General features: G+C 33.7%; 15 protein-coding genes. 5 read left to right on the forward strand and 10 right to left on the reverse strand.

Features of this window, described 5'->3' with window-relative positions; all coding sequences use genetic code 11:
- Position 1 precedes the first annotated feature (1 nt).
- The gene (locus ES674_RS03535) at positions 2-523 is read right to left on the reverse strand and encodes a hypothetical protein (RefSeq protein WP_148402596.1); all 522 of its coding nucleotides are present in this window, start codon (positions 521-523) and stop codon (positions 2-4) included.
- A gap of 168 nt (positions 524-691) precedes the next feature.
- Between ES674_RS03535 and ES674_RS03540 the strand changes: the two genes are divergently transcribed.
- Positions 692-2491 (forward strand): hypothetical protein, encoded by a 1800-nt coding sequence (locus ES674_RS03540; protein ID WP_246125965.1) that lies wholly within the window; start codon positions 692-694, stop codon positions 2489-2491.
- Between the two features lie 6 nt (positions 2492-2497).
- On the opposite strand, the gene nadD is transcribed toward ES674_RS03540, so the two are convergent.
- From nadD to ES674_RS03555, 3 genes are read right to left on the reverse strand one after another with little or no spacing between them, the layout of a single operon-like run.
- Positions 2498-3076: a nicotinate (nicotinamide) nucleotide adenylyltransferase gene (gene nadD, locus ES674_RS03545; protein WP_148402597.1), complete on the reverse strand. Its 579-nt coding sequence runs from the start codon at positions 3074-3076 to the stop codon at positions 2498-2500.
- A 9-nt stretch (positions 3077-3085) separates the two neighbouring features.
- On the reverse strand, positions 3086-3676 hold the full coding sequence (gmk, locus tag ES674_RS03550) for a guanylate kinase (RefSeq protein WP_148402598.1): 591 nt from the start codon (positions 3674-3676) through the stop codon (positions 3086-3088).
- A 22-nt stretch (positions 3677-3698) separates the two neighbouring features.
- On the reverse strand, positions 3699-4556 hold the full coding sequence (locus ES674_RS03555; protein ID WP_148402599.1) for a YicC/YloC family endoribonuclease: 858 nt from the start codon (positions 4554-4556) through the stop codon (positions 3699-3701).
- 116 nt (positions 4557-4672) lie between these two features.
- On the opposite strand from ES674_RS03555, the gene ES674_RS03560 reads away from it, so the two are divergent.
- Positions 4673-5152 carry an acyl-CoA thioesterase gene (locus ES674_RS03560; protein WP_148402600.1) on the forward strand — a complete coding sequence of 160 codons (480 nt, stop codon included), beginning with the start codon at positions 4673-4675 and terminating at the stop codon, positions 5150-5152.
- A 69-nt stretch (positions 5153-5221) separates the two neighbouring features.
- On the opposite strand, the gene ES674_RS03565 is transcribed toward ES674_RS03560, so the two are convergent.
- Together ES674_RS03565 and ES674_RS03570 are read right to left on the reverse strand one after the other, a co-directional pair.
- The gene (locus ES674_RS03565; protein ID WP_148402601.1) at positions 5222-5575 is read right to left on the reverse strand and encodes an arsenate reductase family protein; all 354 of its coding nucleotides are present in this window, start codon (positions 5573-5575) and stop codon (positions 5222-5224) included.
- Between the two features lie 101 nt (positions 5576-5676).
- A complete protein-coding gene (locus tag ES674_RS03570; protein ID WP_148402602.1) occupies positions 5677-6390 on the reverse strand; it encodes a DUF3298 and DUF4163 domain-containing protein in 714 nt (237 codons plus the stop codon).
- A 170-nt stretch (positions 6391-6560) separates the two neighbouring features.
- Between ES674_RS03570 and ES674_RS03575 the strand changes: the two genes are divergently transcribed.
- Positions 6561-7700 carry a cystathionine gamma-synthase gene (locus ES674_RS03575; protein WP_148402603.1) on the forward strand — a complete coding sequence of 380 codons (1140 nt, stop codon included), beginning with the start codon at positions 6561-6563 and terminating at the stop codon, positions 7698-7700.
- Positions 7701-7770: 70 nt separating this feature from the next.
- Here ES674_RS03575 and ES674_RS03580 read toward each other — a convergent pair whose 3' ends face one another.
- The 3 genes from ES674_RS03580 to ES674_RS03590 form a co-directional block, all read right to left on the reverse strand.
- Positions 7771-8571, reverse strand: a complete 801-nt coding sequence (locus ES674_RS03580; RefSeq protein WP_148402604.1) for a THC0290_0291 family protein — start codon at positions 8569-8571, stop codon at positions 7771-7773.
- A gap of 214 nt (positions 8572-8785) precedes the next feature.
- Entirely contained in the window at positions 8786-9766 is a 981-nt protein-coding gene (locus tag ES674_RS03585) for an alginate O-acetyltransferase AlgX-related protein (RefSeq protein ID WP_211359265.1), read from the reverse strand.
- 77 nt (positions 9767-9843) lie between these two features.
- Complete coding sequence (locus tag ES674_RS03590) at positions 9844-11127, reverse strand: MBOAT family O-acyltransferase (RefSeq protein ID WP_246125967.1); 1284 nt, start codon at positions 11125-11127, stop codon at positions 9844-9846.
- A gap of 228 nt (positions 11128-11355) precedes the next feature.
- Here ES674_RS03590 and porZ point away from each other — a divergent pair, with 228 nt between their 5' ends.
- Positions 11356-13731: a type IX secretion system anionic LPS delivery protein PorZ gene (gene porZ / locus ES674_RS15810; RefSeq protein ID WP_148402607.1), complete on the forward strand. Its 2376-nt coding sequence runs from the start codon at positions 11356-11358 to the stop codon at positions 13729-13731.
- Complete coding sequence (recO, locus tag ES674_RS03600; protein WP_148402608.1) at positions 13731-14447, forward strand: DNA repair protein RecO; 717 nt, start codon at positions 13731-13733, stop codon at positions 14445-14447. The genes porZ and recO overlap by 1 nt, the downstream gene beginning before the upstream one ends.
- A 138-nt stretch (positions 14448-14585) precedes the next feature.
- On the opposite strand, the gene ES674_RS03605 is transcribed toward recO, so the two are convergent.
- Entirely contained in the window at positions 14586-20063 is a 5478-nt protein-coding gene (locus tag ES674_RS03605) for a GEVED domain-containing protein (RefSeq protein WP_148402609.1), read from the reverse strand.
- Between the last annotated feature and the right edge of the window lie 20 nt (positions 20064-20083).

Here is a 20083-nt window from a genome sequence, read left to right on the forward strand (position 1 = left end):
TTCACAAGGTTTTTTTTATGAATTTTCTATATTTAAAACCGTAAATCTCTTGTATTTTATGATTCATTATGTGGTCTGATGGAAGCACATTCAGTTTTAAATTTTCATTTTTATGTTTCATGTTTTTTACAAATTCAATATAACTATCTGTAAGTGAACTAGCCGAAAATTGCAGCTTGTTAGTTCGATTTTTTATTAGAAATGTAATCCGAATCATATGACGCATTTTTGGAAATGACATATATGTCAATTCTAATAAATCTTCATAGGGTATTTCTATTTTATGTTTGGTAAACGTATAATTCATATAAATGCCAGTTTCCTCAAAATCGATACTAAAAGTACGTTTTCTTTGATATAGAATAATACCAACAACAAGAATTACGGTTATGCTTATGTTTAAAATTTTTTCCCAAATAGCGTCAAAGTTAGGAACAAGAGCTATGCCTATTGTCAAAATCATACAAGAAACCAAAATGGCTTGGTATACGGAATGAGTTGAAGAGAAATGATACGTTTTCATTTTATAAATTCTAACTACAAAACTAACGGAATCTTTTAGAATATTATAAGATCTCAATCAAAGTTAACCACCAAAAGTAGCAGAATGAAATACAATAGGTCATGACAATTGTCACCTTTTAAACGTTTCTATTTCATGAATTTTGAGGCTTAAATATAAAAAAACAACATGATAGCCTCCAAACAAACACATAGTTTTCATATTCCTGTTATGGGCTTGGCTTACACCATAGACAGCCCAATTCGCGTAGCCCAATATGGCATTTCGTCTGTAATTTCTATTATTGATGATGATCTTTTAGAAAAAATGAATGCATTTTACAGTGAGAAATTTAGCATTCCTTATCAGGAAATCACACAAAAAGTAGACGATTATCGCGCTAAACGTATCACCGCTTATTTGAATTTAGTAGATACCATTGTTAAAGATAAGTTTGTAAAATTTAAGGAAGAAATATCTGAAAGCAAATCTGCTTTAGAAAATTTTATAAGCATGCTTCCTAATAAATCTACTATAAAAGAAGGGCTTTCACATCTTCTAGATGAAGGCTTGCTTTTTAAAGAAAGCATTAAAAATTATATAGATGCGCACTTGTCTGCTGGCGAAATTGATGTTAATATCATGACCAAAATTGATAAGGATAATTTTATCAAATCGGAGCAATTACCCATAGAATATAATGATGCCCATGCCTCACTTCGTGGTTTTGCTAATAGTACTTTACAGTCGTCCGTTGTGCTTTCAGCAGGTATGAATCCTAGATTATACAGTTATTTCGAAAATTTTAAAGACTTTTATCCAGATGCTAAAAATAACTTAAAGAAGAAAATTATTTTAAAGGTGAGCGATTTCCGTTCGGCTATAATCCAAGGAAAATTTCTAGCTAAAAAAGGGCTTTGGGTTTCAGAATACCGTATTGAATCCGGTTTAAACTGTGGTGGACATGCCTTTGCTACAGAAGGTTTTTTATTAGGGCCCATTTTAGAAGAGTTTAAAACTAAAAAACCAGAATTAATAGCGGATACACATGCGGTTTATGTAAAAGCATTAACGGATAAGCAAGAGTTTGTTCCAGAACAACCTTTAGAAATAAAAATCACGGTTCAAGGTGGCGTTGGAACGGCAGCTGAACATGATTTTCTAATTAATAATTACCAAGTGGATTCAGTAGGTTGGGGTACGCCTTTTTTACTGGTTCCGGAAGCGACCTCTGTTGATATCGAAACCAGAGCGCTATTAGCAAAAGCTAAAGAAACTGATTTGTATTTGAGTGGTATTTCACCATTAGGTGTGCCTTTTAATACTATTAGAGGCACGTCTAATGAGTTTTTTAAACAAAACCGTATTGACAATAATAAAGCTGGAAGTTCTTGTCCGAAAAAGTTTTTAGCTTTGAGTAAAGAATTTGGTCCAGAAGGAATTTGTACAGCGTCAAAAAAATATCAAGATGTAAAATTGGAAGAATTAGACGCGAAAAAGGAAGCGATGCCAACAGCTATCTATGAAATGTCCAAAAATAAAATCACTGAAAAAGCCTGTCTTTGCGTCGGTTTAGCAAACGCTTCATATCTTGAAAATGATATTCCTATAAAAGGCCAGCAGCAAGGTGTTGTTATTTGTCCTGGACCTAATTTGGCCTATTTTGATAAGGAAGTTTCTTTAACGCAAATGATTCAGCATATTTATGGAAAAGCTTCTGTGCTTGCTGAAACCTACAGACCCAATATGTTTGTAAAGGAATTAAAAATGTATGTGGATTATTTAACCCAGGATATTGCCACGTTTACAGATGATTTAACCGCGAAGCACATCAAAAAATGGCAAGCCTTTAAAAGTAATTTATTAGAAGGTGTTGTTTATTATCAAAATCTGTTTGAAGATACGTTGAACGCTAATAATAAGAGCATTCAAAGTGACATTAAAATGTATGAAAATGTTATAAAATTAATTGAAGTGCCTGTTTTATAAGACTTACTATTTATAAAAATGCATGTCATCAATATATTGCCAAACCGATGCGGGAAGCATCGGTTTTACATTAATACCGTCTTTAATGGATTGTCTTATAAATGTTGAAGATAATTCCATTATGGGCGCATTAATGTGGTGAATGCGTTTATGACCATCAAACTGGGTTTTAACCTGGCCTTCAGAAATTCTAGGGTACACATAAATATCATGATGGTCTAAAATAACGTGGTAGTTTTTCCACTTATGAAAACTTTTCAAATTGTCTTCACCCATAATTAATGAAAATGTGTGCGTTGGATATTTTTCCTGTAAATGCGCCAAGGTATTTACCGTATAATTTGGTTGCGGTAATGAAAATTCAATGTCGCTTGGTTGCAGTTTGTCATAATCTTCCGTGGCACGAAAAACCATTTCCAAACGCTGGTAATTATCAAGTAAAGATTGTTTCTTTTTAAAGGGGCTTTGTGGCGTTACAACTAACCAAATTTGATCCAAATCACTAGATTCTGCTAAATGATTGGCAATTATAAGATGCCCAATGTGAATAGGATTAAAGGTTCCAAAATATAAGCCTATTTTCATGGTTTTTAACTAGGATTTTAAGAAGTTAGAAATCAAATCTTCTGCCTCCGCAAGTGCTTTATCTAAATTATCATTTTCAATGATGACATCAAAAAGTGGCGCTGTGGCCAATTCAGCGGATGCTTTGGCAATACGCATGTTAATTTTATCGTCGCTTTCCGTTTTCCGCTTTTTCAATCGGATTTTCAGTTCATCAATACTGGGCGGTTTTACAAATACGGCTAAAGTTTCCTCTGGAAATTTTCGCTTTATGCGTAAACCACCAGACACGTCTATATCAAAAATAACGTGTTTGCCATGAGACCAAATGCGTTCTACTTCCGTTTTTAAAGTGCCATAAAAATTATCCCGATATACTTCTTCCCATTCTAGAAATTCTTCGTTTTTAATTTTATTTTTAAACTCCTTGGCTGATAAAAAATAATAATCTTTGGCGTCTATTTCATCACCGCGTTTTTCACGTGATGTTGCTGAAATAGAAAACTCTAAATTTAAGTTGTCAAGTCCTAAAAGATGGCGTACAATCGTTGTTTTTCCAGATCCTGACGGTGCTGAAAACACAATGAGTTTTCCTTTAGACGTGTTGTTTGGTTGTGTCAATATGCTTGTTTTTGTAAAACGTTTATAAAACGTTTAATAATTGCTCTTTAATTTTTTCTAGCTCATCTTTCATCTGCACCACTAATTTTTGCATCGGTGCATAATTACTTTTGGAACCAATGGTATTGATTTCACGGCCTAATTCTTGACCAATAAATCCTAGTTTTTTACCGTTGGAATCATCAGAATCTAAAGCTTTTATAAAATAATCCAAATGGTTCTTTAAACGCACTTTTTCTTCGGTGATATCAAATTTTTCAATGTAGAAAACCAATTCTTGCTCGAATCTGTTTTCGTCTACCTTTTCTTTAAGTTCTTCAACACCTTTGCGCAAACGTTCGCGAACACCTTCAATGCGTTCTGGGTCCATGGCAATAATTTCCTCTAAAATGCTTTCAATAATTTTAACACGTTCTCTAAAATCGGCTTCTAGGACTTGGCCTTCATCCAAACGGTAGGTATCAATATTTTTTAAAGCGACTTTTACTTCAGCTAAAATAGTTTCCCATTCAGTTTCATCAATTTCTTCGCGCTCGGTATTTAAAGCATCTGGGAAACGAACAGCCATTTTTAGAAGTTCGGTTTCATCACCATCCACAATTTCTTTAAGCTGCTTGATGTATTGTTTTACCGCTGCTTTATTAATTTGTGTGGATGTTTCTTCCCCAGTCATTTCAACATAAATAGAGAAATCAATTTTTCCGCGTTCTAATTGAATTCCAATTAGTTTACGTAAGCTTAATTCTTTTTCTCTATAAATTGAAGGCATTCGGGCATTCAAATCGAGGTTTTTACTGTTTAACGATTTCACTTCAATCGTCACTTTTTTGGTTGGTAACTGCAAAACAGATTTCCCATAACCAGTCATTGAATGTATCATATTTCTAAAATAAAGTTGCACAAAGGTAATTAAAACTAGAGGTTTAGAAAACTGTAAGCGCATATTATGTATGCCAATTAGATTTGTGTAATTTTGCCACTTAAATTTTAAGAAAAATGTACACCAAACAATTCGAAATTCGCTGGAGTGATGTGGATGCTAATCACCATTTGGCCAATAGTGCCTATACCAATTTTATGAGTCATACACGAATGGCTTTTTTAATGGAAAAGGGCTTTACTTTGAAGGAATTAGCGCATTTTAATATTGGTCCGGTGGTTTTTTATGAACACATGTATTATTTTAAAGAAGTGTTTATGGGCAAACCTTTAACGGTGAGTTTGGAAGTTTCAGGTTTAAGTGAAGATGGTACTTTTTTTAAATTTGATCATAATTTCTATAACCATAAAGGTGAAAATATAGCGCATTGTGAAATGTTAGGCGCTTGGATGGATTTGAAAACACGCAAATTAGTTGGTCTTCCAGCCGAATTATTAGCGACCACTAAAACATTTCCGAAGACTAAAAACTACAAAGAACTAACGAAAGAAGATACACGAGTTGGCGGTAAAAAACCAGTGCATTTAAGTCTCTAATTTTGGTTTTTTAATCATCAAATAAACCCCTGCAACATAAATACGGTAATAAGCGCGTAAATTCTGATATTATTGAATTAAAGCGGCTTTTAATTTTTCAATAGTTGCTTTAGAATTTCCTATGAAAATCTGATCATTAAAAAGTATTACAGGACGGCTTAAAAAGGTGTAATGCTCTAAAATATAATGTTTGAAATCGGCTTCCTTCAAGTCAGCATTTTTCAAATCCATTTCTTTATAAAGTTTGGCGCGTTTACTGAAAAGTGCTTCATAACTACCTGAAAGCGCCTGCATTTCTTCAACCTGTTTAACTGTTATAGCGTCTTGTTTAATATCTTGGAATTCAAAACCAGCGGGCCATTTGATGTCTTTAATAATTCGCGTACACGTACTGCAGGTTTTTAAGAAGTAAACTTTTTTCATAGTAAAAATGGATGATTTAGCAAACAGCTCGCAAATTAAGGGCTTATAAAACTAAAAGCAAATGATTAAATGGACTTTATAAATTTTGAATGGAAAAGAATTTACATGAAATTTAAGTAGGGCACCAATTCATCAAAAGGAATAGTGAACTCCGTTAATCCCGTTACATATGGTGCAATTTCATAATTATTATAGAGGAGCACAACACCTGTATCATTAAAGCCAATATTTTGAGGTAGTACAAAATTTTCAGGCTCGAAGTAGAATTCTTCTTTACCTGCAATTTTCTCATTAAAATAGGTATTTGCTATACTCTTAAAGGATTTGGTATCATTAAACAATTGATCGTTTTTTAAAGATTGACCCGTTAAGGCATCAAAATTTAAAAATGAAATAATTAGATTACCATGAGCGCCACCAGTATTTGAATAGGTGGTAAGCGCCACTGAAATAACCGCTTCAGACTGATACATGATTTCACCATCAATTTGTGCTTCCCATTCCATAGCACTTTCAGGGAAATCGGTTTTGAATGCCGTATATTCTGAATTGAAACTATCAATGCTTTCAGAAATGGATTGCTTTTTCGAAGGCGCATCCGGATCAAAATTTATACTATTTATAACGGCTGCTTCAATAGAAGAATTGATATTATTTGCTACGGTTTCATTTCCTTTGGCAATGGGAATATTAATTTCGACAATTTTATTTTGTGCCGTTGTTATTTTTTTTTCGGAAAAGGTGATTTTAGTTTCTTCTTCTTCACAAGAAAAAACAACAAAAACAATGGATAAAAGTAGAAGGATGCGTCGCATAAGTTGATAGGCCTTAATTAATTACTAAAGGTAATTATTGCATTTGAATACAGCCTACTAAACCCTAACTTTGTGAAAACATTGTATAATTTTATCTTCATTTTTCTTATTTTAATATTTTGAGAAACAGTTAAAAATGCTATTTCATTTTATAAAAAATACAGATACCTATGAAATTTAACACAAAAGCAATTCATGGAGGTCAAGAACTGGATCCAGCATACGGAGCGGTTATGCAACCCATTTACCAAACAACTACATACGCCCAAAGTACGCCTGGAGGACATAAAGGTTTTGAATATTCTAGAAGTAAAAACCCAACAAGAAGTGCGCTAGAAAATGCTGTGGCTAGTCTTGAAAACGGAAATTATGGAATGGCTTTCGGTTCTGGATTAGCTGCTATTGATGCGGTTATTAAATTATTAAATTCAGGTGATGAGGTGATTTCTACGAATGATTTATATGGCGGATCTTACCGTTTATTTACCAAAATATTTGAGAGGTTTGGTATTAAATTTCATTTTGTAGATATGGAGAATGCTGCTAATATTGAGAAATTTATCAATGCCAACACTAAATTAATTTGGGTTGAAACACCTACCAATCCGATGATGAATATTATCGATTTAAAAGCGTGTGCATCCATTGCTAAAAAGCACAATTTATTATTAGCGGTAGATAACACCTTTGCAACGCCTTATTTACAAAGGCCTTTAGATTTGGGTGCCGATATTGTGATGCATTCTGCTACTAAATATCTTGGTGGACATAGCGATGTAGTTTTGGGTGTTTTGGCTGTAAAAGATAAAGAATTGGCTAAAAAATTATATTTCATACAAAATGCAAGTGGCGCCGTTTGTGGTCCGCAGGATAGTTTTTTAGTTTTAAGAGGTATTAAAACCTTACATATTAGAATGCAACGACATTGCGAAAATGGTCGGAATATTGCACATTATTTAGCCAAACATCCTAAAATTGAAAAGGTGTATTGGCCAGGTTTTGAAGACCATCCAAATCATGCTATTGCCATAGCGCAAATGAGTGATTTTGGTGGTATGATATCTTTTACAACCAAAGGGAATAATTACGAAGAAGCCATAAAGATGGTTGAAAAATTAAAGATTTTCACTTTGGCAGAATCATTAGGTGGCGTAGAATCTTTAGCGGGACATCCAGCAAGTATGACGCATGCCAGTATTCCGAAAGAGGAACGTGAGAAAACCGGCGTTGTAGATTCCTTAATTCGGTTAAGTGTTGGTATTGAAGATATAGACGATTTAATTGCCGATTTGGAACAAGCCATCGGATAAAAATTACGCTTTAATAAAAAACCCAAGATTTTTAAATCTTGGGTTTTTCTATAGTATTAAAGCATGGTTTTTAATCTAGATAAAAAATGTATCCAACGTTTAACCAAATTAAGTAATCATTGTTTTTATTGGATTCCAATTGATGATTTAAACCATCTATCCAATCGCTAAAATAGGTTTGAAGTCGTAAATCTAGCATTAAATCTGACAGCGTTGTTAGTTTATAACGTACGCCAACACTAGTTACCAGAGAAAATGAACTGCCCGAAGCTGGATTAATTGAGCCTGGTTCCCAAGGCGTCCAGAAATTATTCGCATTTAAAATATTGTTATCTGCAACACCTGTGGTAGGGTCTACATAAGATGTAAATGCTTTCGGGTTAAAGGATGTATAATGTGCACCAAGACTGACAAAAGGTGCTAAACGGTAAGCGAAACCTTGGAAATCACGAATACTTAATGGGAAATATTCCAACTGCATACCAATATCAAAATTATTGGCTTCACCAGTATGGGCGCGAAGTTTTTTTGAATCCTCTTTAGTTCCTTCAGCCCATTGACCATGGTGTTCTAAAATTGTTTTGTTGAATGAAATTTCACTTCGTAATTTAAAGTGATCATTGAAATAGGTGTCTGTGGAGTAGCAATTACAATCCGCTCTGTAGGCGAAATTTATATAGTGAACAATACCAATTCCGAATCCTGAGTTACCAAAGTTGGTGCCTTCGTCATTTCGAACACCGAAATCCGATCGAAACTGTACAGGACCTACAATGGCTCCAATTTCATGGGAGAAACCCAATTGAGAAAATCCCGCGTGCACACTTGCAAAAAGGAAAAGGAATGCAGTTAATCGTTTCAATTTGAACATAGTCTAATTTCCGGGTGTTTAAAGCAAATTACCAACAAATATATAAAATAGGTGGAATTAGCCAAACTTAATTTAGCATTGAAAGTACTAAAAATAGCTAATTATTCATCAAAAAAATGAATTATTTTCAGGATAGGTTTAATTATGGAAACTAAAAGAATTGATCTTCTTTCTCAATCCTAATTGGAAATCGAGATTTTGCATTTCATTTTTATTAATATACTAACAGATTTTCATTTTTTAGAAGGATGTCTATATTGCGTTCTACAATTTCAAAAATAATTATATCTGGTTTTTCATTTGCAAGATGTTGTTTGCTAATGCTGTGATAATTTAAATATTCAATATTAGCAAAACTCTCATTAAAATAAGGCATCCAGGCATAAGAAAATGAATCAAAATACATAAAAAGTTTGATATCCCTCTGAACTTTAGCTTCCTGATTTACGTGTTTTTTTGTGAAAGTTAAAGCTGATTCTTCTTCGGAAAGATTTATCATTTTCACAATATCACCTTGACGCCGAACTTTCATAATGAGGTTATAATCCGTTAATTCCTTAGACGCAATAATAAAATCTTGATTAATAATACGCATGGTTTCTTTATAACCTAGAAATGCGCCATACTCATTCCAGTGTGAATCTGTTTTTAAGTATACAAGTTCCTTATTTTTTTTAGCAAGTAAAGTTTTGGTTAAATCTATAATTTCAAAATTTGCTTCAGTTTTTAAGTGGTTTTTTAAAGCCTCTAAATTAGATTCATTTTTATTGAGCTGAAAAGGTAAATATTCCTTGTAAATAGTACTTTTATTAGGCGGGACTACTAAATAAAATTCAATGTTTTGAGACTTTAAATAGCTCTTAATTTCTAAAAGTCTTCGTGCTATTTCTTCTAATTGAGATGTTTTAAAATTATTATTCCCAAAAGCATTATCAAAAGTATTGTTATAACTGTTTCCTAAAAAATACCAGCCTTCCAATCCTTTAACTACTTTAGTTGGCATGGGAGTTTCATCTAAAACTTGAAATTTAAAATCGATGTAATTGTTAACCAATGTGGTTTTTAATCCGAAATTTTCAGAGTAATACGTATTAAATTCTTTTAAAAAACTAATAGGATTTTTTAAACTAAAAACTGGAAAAGAGGTGAATTCTCTATTTTCATTGTTTTCGGAAGATTCCAAATTAAAAAACATGATGACGTTGGGCATTATTAGCATCAGCAAAAAGATGATAATAAATATAACGGACCCTATGTTTTTTTGGTTCTTCATTAAAATCTAAAATAGATAAACGGGTTATAAGAATCGGTTGCGATATATGTGAAACATATTATTAACAACATAAATAGACCGACTAACTTTAAAGATGAAAATATATTAAAATTAAGTGATGAAGATTTATTTAATTGAAAGTAACTGACTATTTTCTTGTAAATAGGTGTAGATAAAAACACCGCTGCAATAAGTACAAAAATGACTTCTTTAGTTAAATAGAAATTCAAGAATGCCCAATTCGTGCTCAACGAAAAATTAAACATGGATGCTATATAATTAAAGGCATCTGCCATGGTATCGCTTCTAAAAAACACCCACGAAATGATTAAAACAAAAATAACGTATATGTGTGAAAATGCCGAAGGTAGCTTTCTGTTATTCGTTTCTAAAGCACGTTCTATAATTAGAAATAGACCGTGAAAAAGTCCCCAAAACACAAAGGTCCAACTAGCACCGTGCCATAAACCCGTTATTAAAAACACCAAAATTAAATTTATATAAGTTCGGCAAACACTTTTTCTATTGCCACCTAATGAAATGTATAAATAATCTCTAAACCAGGTGGAAAGTGTTATGTGCCATCGGCGCCAAAATTCCCGTATGGATTTAGCAATATATGGGTAATTGAAGTTTTCAGGAAAGTTAAAGCCAAACATTTTACCCAATCCAATAGCCATGTCGGAATAGCCAGAAAAGTCGAAATATATTTGAAAACTATAAGCTATAATTCCTAACCAGGCAATAACTGCGGACGATTCTGTAGGAGGTAGATTAAAAACGCCATCGGCTAAAAGCGCACAATTATTTGCGATAATCATTTTTTTTGAAAGACCAATTATAAAACGTTCTACACCTTCATAAAAAAGAGAAGTTGTAACCTGTCTGTTTTTCAATTCTTTTTCAATAACCGCATATCTTACAATGGGGCCAGCAATAAGTTGCGGAAATAAGGTGACATAGGTGGCAAAATCAATGAAATTTTTGGAAGCTTTAACGTGTCCGCGGTACACATCAATGGTGTAAGACATGGTTTGAAATGTATAAAAACTAATCCCAAGAGGTAAAGCGATATTAGAAAATTTAAGGGCATTTTCAGAATTCATATTTAGAACTTCCAAAGCATCAATTAAATTTCCAGATATAAAGTTGGCGTATTTAAAATAGAGAAGAATACCGACGTTGAAAATAATGGAAAGGTATAAACCTAGTTTCCTTTTTCCATAGTGAATCAATAATCCACTACTATAATCCACGAAAGCAGATAACAGAATTAAAAGCACTAACTCCTTTTCACCCCAGGTATAAAACAAGAGACTAAAGGCAAGTAAAGTATGGTTTTTAAACTTTTTGGGCGTAAAAAAATAGATAAGCAGAACAAGTGGAAGAAAGAGAAATAAGAATATTGGACTGCTAAATAACATTAAATAAGCCTAATTAATAAAACCAAAAATACAATAAATTATAGTATTTTTGGTTTAAACTATACGCTTTAAAAACACCTAACTTTAATGAATAGAATCCCGTACAAGCTATTTTTCATGCTAACACTTTTTTTAGTGTCGAACGTAGTTTTAAGTCAAGATTATTCTGCAAACTGGAAAGGGCATTTTTCATTTTTAAATATTCAGAGTGTTTCTAAAGGCGAAACTAAAGTGTATGCAGCTTCAGATAATGCACTTTTTAGTTTTGATATTATTAGTCGGGAATTAAATCAATTTTCCACTATTAACGGTTTGTCAGGAGAAAAAATCACCACTGTTTATTATAGTGAAATTTACGGATTGGTTTTGATTGGTTATGAAAATGGCCTAATGGAGATATATTTTGAAGATGATAATGATATTTTAACCATTGTTGATATTAAAGATAAACCAAATATTCCACCAGATATTAAGCGTATTAACCATTTTAATGTAGTTGATAATTTGGTTTATGTTTCCACGAGCTACGGGATATCCGTATACGACTTGCAAAATTTAGAGTTTGGCGATACTTATTTTATGGGAGATGGTGGTGCTCAAATTCGCGTGAATCAAACCGCCGTTTTTGATGGTTATATTTATGCCGCTTGTATTAATAATAACGGTTTAAAAAAAGCTTTAATTTCTAGTCCGGATTTAATAGATTATCAAGAATGGCAGCGAGTTCGTGGCGGAAATTATTCATTTGTTCAAGAAGTAGATAATAATCTTTACGCCGTTCACGTTAGTAAAGCTATTTTTAGAGTAGATGCAAATAATGTGTCTACCCAGTTATTAATTTATGACTTCATACCGAATGCTGTGACTAGTGTCAATAATAATTTACTAGTTACGCTGAAGAATAAAGTATTTATTTATGATGCTTCCTTTAATGAAATAGCCGTTGTAAATCAAGTTCCTGATTTTCCGACAGAATTTTCTTGTGCCACTATTTTTGAAAATAATCAACTCTATATTGGAACAAAAAACATTCTGAATTTAGGAAAACCAGGCTTTGGGGTTTTAGAAACAAACTTAAACGATTTAAGCACATTTAATGAAATTCATCCGGATGGACCTTTAATGAACACGGTCTTTTCGGTGGAAACAAAAAATAATAATCTGTGGTGTACTTTTGGTGGATACTCTGCTTCCTATAATTTTGATGGTGGTATTACTTATACCGGTTTAAGCCATTATGTAAACGAAAAATGGATTAATAAGCCCTATGATTCTATAGCGGCAGTTGTGGATAATCCGCTATACTTATCACATATCGCCATTAACCCCTTTAATACGAACCAAGTCTATGTGGGTTCCTATTATTCTGGATTAATTGATGTTCAAAATGATGAGGTAATAGATATTTACGATGAAAATAATAGTACCATTCTCCCTTTTGCAGCAGACCTCTGTTTAACCTTAATGCCGAAATATGATGATCAAGGAACGTTATGGTTAATGAATGGCCGCGTGGATACACCATTAAATCGATTTAAAGATGGGCAGTGGAATTCATACAATATTACGGGAGTTATAAGTTCGGCATACAGTAATTTAGGGTTTTCGGATATTGTTTTTGATAGGTCTGGAAATGTATTTTTCGGTTCCTACAGTGCAGGAATTGTTGGTTTAAATTTAAGTGGAAATGCTGAATTTAAGAACATTGTTAATGAAAGTCAGAATATGCCAACGCCTTATGTAACGTCTGTTGCAATGGATAAAAATAATCAAATGTGGATAGGAACTAGTGATGGTTTACGTGTTCTTTATAATCCGTCCAACTTTTTTACAGAAACGAGTCCACAGGTTCAACCCATTATTATACTAGATGATGGTGTTGCGAAGGAATTACTATACCAGCAATTTATATCAGATATTGAAGTAGATGGCGCTAATAACAAATGGATTTCAGCTATTGGATCGGGTGTTTTTTACTTGTCATCAGATGGTCAAAAAACTATTCGTCATTTCACCAAAGATAATTCGCCGTTGCCAAGTAACGATGTGGTAGATATTTCCATTGATGAAATTAGCGGTAATGTCTATTTTGCCACTCGAAATGGCATGGTTTCCTTTGGTTCCGGTAGTTCAGAAACGCAGCAAACTTTGGCCAACGCTTACGTTTATCCTAATCCAGTGCGTCCTACATTTAATATCACCGAAGAGAAAGTGAAAATTAAGGATATTTCGGAAAACGTAAATATTAAAATCACAGACATTGAAGGTAATTTAGTAGCTGAAGCGCAGTCTAGAACTAATATGCGTTACGGAGGTTATAATTTAGAAATAGACGGAGGTATTGCGTATTGGAATGGTTATAACATGTCTAATAAAGTTGTTAAATCAGGTGTTTATCTTGTAATGCTTTCTGATTTGGATACTTTTGAAACGAAGGTTCTCAAAGTAATGGTAGTGCGCTAATGTCTACTTCCGTTAAAGCCATTGTGCTCTCAAAGATTAAGTTTCGTGATAACGATTTAATAATTAGTTGTTACACCCAACACAGAGGTTTATCTAGCTATTTAATTCGAGGTGCTTTTAAAAGCAGACGTCCTGGCACTATTGCTTACTACCAACTGCTCTCGCAATTGGAAATAGTAGAAACCTACAAGCCTAATCAATCTCTGCATTATATCAAAGAAGTGAAATCGAGTTTCGTTTATAAAACGCTTCATACTAACGTTATAAAAAGTAGTATTGTCTTGTTTTTGGCGGAAGTATTGGCCAATGTTTTAAAAGAAGAGGAGCAAAATATTTTGTTATTTGATTATTTAGAAACGGCTTTACAATGGTTGGATTCCGAAACTAGTTATGCCAATTTCCACTTATTATTTCTTTTGAAATTAACCAAGCATTTAGGATTCTATCCAGATATGACGCAAACAGAAGTTGGTGTTTTTAATTTACAATCTGGATATTTTGAAGCTAATTCGAAACATATTTACGCCGTTTCTTTGGGAAACAACCTTATTTTAAAACAGCTTTTAGATATCAATTTTGATGCCTTAAATAGGGTGAAATTGAATGCTGATCAGCGCCAAGCTTTTTTAAATATGCTGATGCAGTATTTTGAATTACACTTGGGTTATTTTAAAAAGCCTAAATCCTTGCAAATATTTAATGAAGTTTTTAAATAAAAATAATTCGAGCTTTTTATAAAAGCTATTCAGGTTGAAAAGGCTGTTTCTATAATTTATTCCAAGTTTAGTAAAAATAATACCCATGTAACAAAATATCTAAAGAACTAGTTATTTCGTTACAGGTGTAATAAATCCTTATTTTTTAACGGCTTTCTTAATTAATACTTGATTATTAGACAAGGTTACTTTTGCCATATAAGTTGCTGTACTTAAGTTGGAAAGGTTAAAGGTTTCTGTATGTGAGTTCCCTTTAAATTTATAAAGCGTGCGACCTAATAAATCAATTATTTCTACCGATTTTATGGTTGTATTTCCCGAACCAATACTGAATTTCACATCATCATTCTGTAGTTCAATAATGGTTAGGCTGTTATTGTTTAGTGCGTTTTCGTTAATGGATAAGGCATTGTCTTTAAAAACGATTTCGAAGCGGTTGTTGAAAACACCAACATTAGATGTAAAGGTATAATTTGAAGCAGATAGATTATGACTAATATTCATAAGGTAATCTTTTAGAAAAACGGTATTTTCCTCAAAAAACGATCCCTCAGATGAAATAGAAATGGAGTATAACGTCGCTTCTGAAATGATAGAATAAAACCCTAACGAAATAACTTCGTCTTCATTTAAGCTGTTGGTTGATTTTCCTTGTATGGCAAGTTTCTTGTCTGAATTGTCAGCTACAGTATATATCATAGCATTTTCACCTGTGGAAAGATTTTTGGGTGCATCGTAATACATACCATCTAATTCATTGGTTGCACCATCAACATAACCCACTAAAATTTGATTGCGAACACCATTATCACTCCACATATTAATCCACAGTTTATTGAAGGGATTTCTACCATCTGGTCTAAAAAACTGGTCATTGTCGCCTGTCACACGCATGCTATTTTGAAAAATAACATTGGCTAATTTAGTGGTTCCTGAAACAGTAGTGGTGACAGCATCATCTGATAAAGAAACGAAAAACCCCTGTCCAGATGGGATAAATCGTTTAGGTTTATCTGAAATATCTACAGTACCGTCATTATTATTATCACCACCTGCAGTTTCGCCAGTTCCATTAATAATAGCGTAATCACTTTGGGCGAAATTTAAGTTTTCATTACCATTACTGGTATTAGAAGGTGGCGTACTTTGAGACCATAAAAATATGGCACCATCCAATGTTCCAGCTTGATTTAAAAAATCATAAACATTTTTATCAAAAAACTCGTCGGCATCTATGGCGGATGCATACGGATTACCAATAAAATTCCAGTTATTATCATCCATTTCTGCATCATTTCTATAAATAGGAACTGTATAATCACCAGTATTTAAGGAGCCGTTAAATTCATATTGATATTTTATACCAGGAGTTATAAACCCAACAGGATTATGCATAGCAGCATAACCAACACCAGGAATCATAATATCTGAATTATTTGTGTTTTGCCAATCGTTACCATTATCATCAACATCGTCTTGGCCAGCAAATGCTCCGTTATTATTGTTAATTTCAGCGAAGGCATCTAAATAGTTTTGTCCATTATACCAATAACGACGGGTAGGATGTGCTTCTGCTAAACCATTACCTATAGTTTCATTGGCAACTGGTGAGCTCCAATACGTATATTCATACCAATTATTTAAGAAAGCGGTTCGCTTATTAACTTGTGTTTTTGCATTTATATTATGAGTATAAGTTCCTGCATTAATGCCATTGCCACGTTGAACAAAACTGCCTTTATCTTCAATTAAAATGCCATCTGATGTACCATCACCATTCACTATAACATTGTTAATGACATCTACATAATGATCTTCAGAAATAGTCAATAAGCTTCCTGAGGTAACAATTAGTTGACAAGCCTCAAAACTGGTTTCTCCATTAACATTTATGCTCGTATTGTAATCTGCATTTATATAAGCAATTTTACTAGAAGTAGGAGGTGATGACCAAGCAGTGCCATCCCAAACAGCAGCTATTACATCTAGTTTTACAGCGTTACTTGTAGTATAACAGGTTGCAGTGTTTTCTCTAACCTGACAGTAAAATTGATAATCTAAATATGCTATTGGGTTATTTATATCTAAAGTTGCACTTGTAGAATTGTTATTAAAATCTGCAGTACTAGGCACAACTACAAACGTGGTTGCATTTGGCGCTAGATAATACCATTGGTATGTAAGTCCAAAACCGCTAGGTACACCTTCAGCACCTGTAACAGATAATTGAATAGTTGTTGTACACGCAAAAATTGGTGGGTTTAATACGGAAACCGTCGGTGGTACTTTAACAAGAGGCACAGAACCAACACCAGCTAAGCACTCATCTTTTGCTAAACTTTGAGCTGTCCATTCGGATGCAGTAAAAGTTGTATTTGGATAAAAATTAGTATTTCTTCTTTTTAAATAATATCCTACATAATTTGGTGCTTGTACATCATCAATAAGCGTAGATCCATTCATTAACCTAAAACCATCATTTGCATTAAAACCTGTAGCACCAAAACTTCCATTTCCTGTAGAAGTGTAGCCACAAGATGAACTAGATACAGAAATAATTGCTACTGCGTTTAGAGCAAGAGTGCCGCTTAGATTTGCATAAGTTGAATAATTAACTCCATAATCTCCAGCTCTTTGAATTGAATAAGTACTTAAATTTACAGAAGCTCCTGTATTGTTATAAATAGTAATAACACCACCAGATCCACCATTTTCATCATACAATTCATAGATAATTAAACCGGTAGCATTTCCACCCCCAACTGCTGTTTCACAAGCAGTAAGGTCAGTATCAATTACATCAAAAAATTGCGTTGCACTACAACCTGTTGCTAATTGAATAATAAAATTACCATCATTAGCATTAGCAGGAATCAATACTTCTATGGTGTCTGATGTATTAGAAACAGTTGGAACTGCTATATTATTAAACGTAATAGTTGCTCCTGTAAGATTGCTTGTTGAAGATGTAAAAGTTACCAATGTATTTGCAGGACCAGATGTTGGAAAAGTAGTGACAACTGGAGAAATGGTACAATTACCATTACCTTCAATGGCAAAAATATAAGGATTTTCATCAGAATCATTACTTTCAATTCTTACATTTGCAGTTCTTAAGCCTGCAACCGTTGGTCGAAATTTAATTCTAAACGTTGCGTTTGTACCATTTACAACTGGTGTTGTTGCTTGTTGAGTTACAATAAAATCTGTTGGGTTTGCACCTTCTAATTTAATAATTGGCGAACCTGTTAACAGTAAATTTGCAATACCAATGTTTTCTATGGTAAATTCTTTTTCCGCAGAATCTGTATTTAACGGTGTGGTTGCAAACAAGGTATTATTTAATCCGTAAGGTGCATCAAAACCATTAGCAATAGATATAGTTCCTCCTTTTACATTAATTTCTGCATTAGCAGGTTGTGTTATAATAATCGTGTAATCTTCCACTTCACCATAAGTAAATGATTGACAAGGTGTTGAATACCCAATAATACTATTTTCAGAGTTAGCAGAAACTCGCATTATTACATTTCCTATGGCAGCACCAGTTGGAACCGTAATTGAAAACGGTGATGCTGATGAGGTTCCATTAGCATTATTTGTAACCGTACCTAATTCATATGCTTCACCACTATCACTAAAATCACCATCTCTATTCCAATCTATCCATGCTATTATATAAGACGTGTAATTACCATTGGAGTCTACTGTTACACTTAAATTATGAACTTCTCCAATATTAACATTTGTTGTAACTCCTGTATAATCTGTATAACCAGCAGTAGAAGTAGAAGATTGATTAATGGTGTTGAAAGTAACATTATTAATCCTCGAGTTATTTGTTCCTCCCGAAGCTGCACAGTAATCGGTACCTGTAGTCTGACAAACCGAAATACCATCACTCCATTGTGTACCACTATTTACCTCTCTTACAAAAACGGTGTAACAATATTCAACGGCATCTGTTAAACCTGTAACAATAATACTGCTTCCTGTTCCCTTATAAACTACTTGGTTAGCACCTGTAAGTACTGAATTTGCCGTATAAGTTGAACCGTTTCCAGTTGGTGTTAAAGTAACAGGGCCTGCATTGGCAACTACCATATATTCGTAACAACCAGCAGAATCTGGTACCACATTCCATTGAACGGTAGATGTTGTAGGATCAATACTCGCTGCTAAATTGCTAACTTCTGGAACATCAATCGTATAGGTTTGTGTATAAGTAGAAGTAGTATTTGTATTATTAATAGCAGAAGCCCAGCCTGTTCCTGTTTCACCAGTGTAAGCAACTACTTTAAAAGTGTATTGCGAAGCATTTGTTAAACCAATTACAGTAGCTGTAGTTCCAGCACCTTTATATATCGCTTTTCCTAAAGTGGTGTAAGTTGTTGCTGCACTATAATCTGCATTTGCAATGTAAGCAGAGGCATTTCCTGCCGAAGCAGCTGCCATTTGTGGGATAGTCGTGTTGGGTTGTGCAAAAACAATATAACCAGTTACGCCTGCTGTAGAAGACGCATTCCAACTTAAAGAAGATTGAGTATTTGCAATACAAGCCTTTAATTGCAAAGCATTATTAGGTGAACTATTAGATAAGCTCAATATTCCAGCATTAGAATTTATGGAACCACAAGTATTTGTAACCACACAACGATACTGATTATTATTCATTGGAGCAGATGTTGCTCCAGTTGTATATGAGTTTGATGTTGCTCCAGTTCCTCCTGAAACATTTGCCCAAGTACCACCCCCATTTGTAGAGACTTGCCATTGGTAAGTTGGATTTGGCGTTCCAGATGCAGTTACAGAGAAAGTTGCAGTTGCAGGAATCACTCGTGAAGCATTAGTAGGCTGTGAAGAAATTGTTGGTGCAGAATTTATAACAACAGCATAACTTGCAGTTCCATTCGCCCAACATGATGTAGCTGTTAAAAATGTTCTTACATAATATGTTCCTGTAGCAGTTGCATTAAAAGTTCCTGTTGCATTGTTAGCGGTTGAGGTTCCTGTTGCAGTAGTTTGCCAGTAATCTATGGTGCCAGGAATTGTGGTTCCTGTATATGTTAATGTGGTGCTAGCGCAAGCAGGTGTTGTTCCTGTTATTGTACCCACTGGATTAGCTGGTGGTGCACATGCTGAATAAGCTGTCCATGAAATATCATCAATTTTTATTTGAGCTCCTGCAGTTCTTATTTCTAAACTTACAGAACCACCAACATTTATTGTAGCTGAATAATTTTGTGTTGTATTTAAAGTCGAACTTACTGTTGTTGTTCCTCCTATTTGTGTTCCGTTAACCCATACAGTTAAAGATCTCGCGTCTCCACCCGTAAATGCTCTAACGTAGTTAAATGTTAAAGTACCCATTCCTCCAGTATATATTGGAGAAGTTACAGTTCCTGAACCATTTGTACAAACTGCTTTATTTGTTAAGGTTTGGTCTGTTCTAGCGAAAGTGGCATTCCAAGTTACAGCGTCTGTTCCTGTCCAAGTTCTAGACTGATAACTTCCAGATGAACTAGTTGGAACGTTGGTGAAGTTTTCATTTGCCTGCCCAAACCCCATTAAAGAGCATAGTAACCCCAAACATATCAATATGTAATTTTGTTTCATAAACGTTTTTTACTAAAAGT

Source organism: Bizionia myxarmorum (assembly GCF_008086205.1).
Lineage (GTDB): Bacteria > Bacteroidota > Bacteroidia > Flavobacteriales > Flavobacteriaceae > Algorimicrobium > Algorimicrobium myxarmorum.

Bases quoted from the DNA above. Each gene is read 5' to 3' on its own strand.
- recO (WP_148402608.1), top strand. From the start codon at position 13,731: ATGTCTACTTCCGTTAAAGCCATTGTGCTCTCAAAGATTAAGTTTCGT.
- nadD (WP_148402597.1), bottom strand. From the start codon at position 3,076: ATGAAAATAGGCTTATATTTTGGAACCTTTAATCCTATTCACATTGGG.
- ES674_RS03605 (WP_148402609.1), bottom strand. From the start codon at position 20,063: ATGAAACAAAATTACATATTGATATGTTTGGGGTTACTATGCTCTTTA.
- ES674_RS03535 (WP_148402596.1), bottom strand. From the start codon at position 523: ATGAAAACGTATCATTTCTCTTCAACTCATTCCGTATACCAAGCCATT.
- ES674_RS03540 (WP_246125965.1), top strand. From the start codon at position 692: ATGATAGCCTCCAAACAAACACATAGTTTTCATATTCCTGTTATGGGC.
- ES674_RS03555 (WP_148402599.1), bottom strand. From the start codon at position 4,556: ATGATACATTCAATGACTGGTTATGGGAAATCTGTTTTGCAGTTACCA.
- ES674_RS03570 (WP_148402602.1), bottom strand. From the start codon at position 6,390: ATGCGACGCATCCTTCTACTTTTATCCATTGTTTTTGTTGTTTTTTCT.
- porZ (WP_148402607.1), top strand. From the start codon at position 11,356: ATGAATAGAATCCCGTACAAGCTATTTTTCATGCTAACACTTTTTTTA.
- ES674_RS03565 (WP_148402601.1), bottom strand. From the start codon at position 5,575: ATGAAAAAAGTTTACTTCTTAAAAACCTGCAGTACGTGTACGCGAATT.
- ES674_RS03560 (WP_148402600.1), top strand. From the start codon at position 4,673: ATGTACACCAAACAATTCGAAATTCGCTGGAGTGATGTGGATGCTAAT.
- ES674_RS03580 (WP_148402604.1), bottom strand. From the start codon at position 8,571: ATGTTCAAATTGAAACGATTAACTGCATTCCTTTTCCTTTTTGCAAGT.
- ES674_RS03585 (WP_211359265.1), bottom strand. From the start codon at position 9,766: ATGTTTTTTAATTTGGAATCTTCCGAAAACAATGAAAATAGAGAATTC.
- ES674_RS03575 (WP_148402603.1), top strand. From the start codon at position 6,561: ATGAAATTTAACACAAAAGCAATTCATGGAGGTCAAGAACTGGATCCA.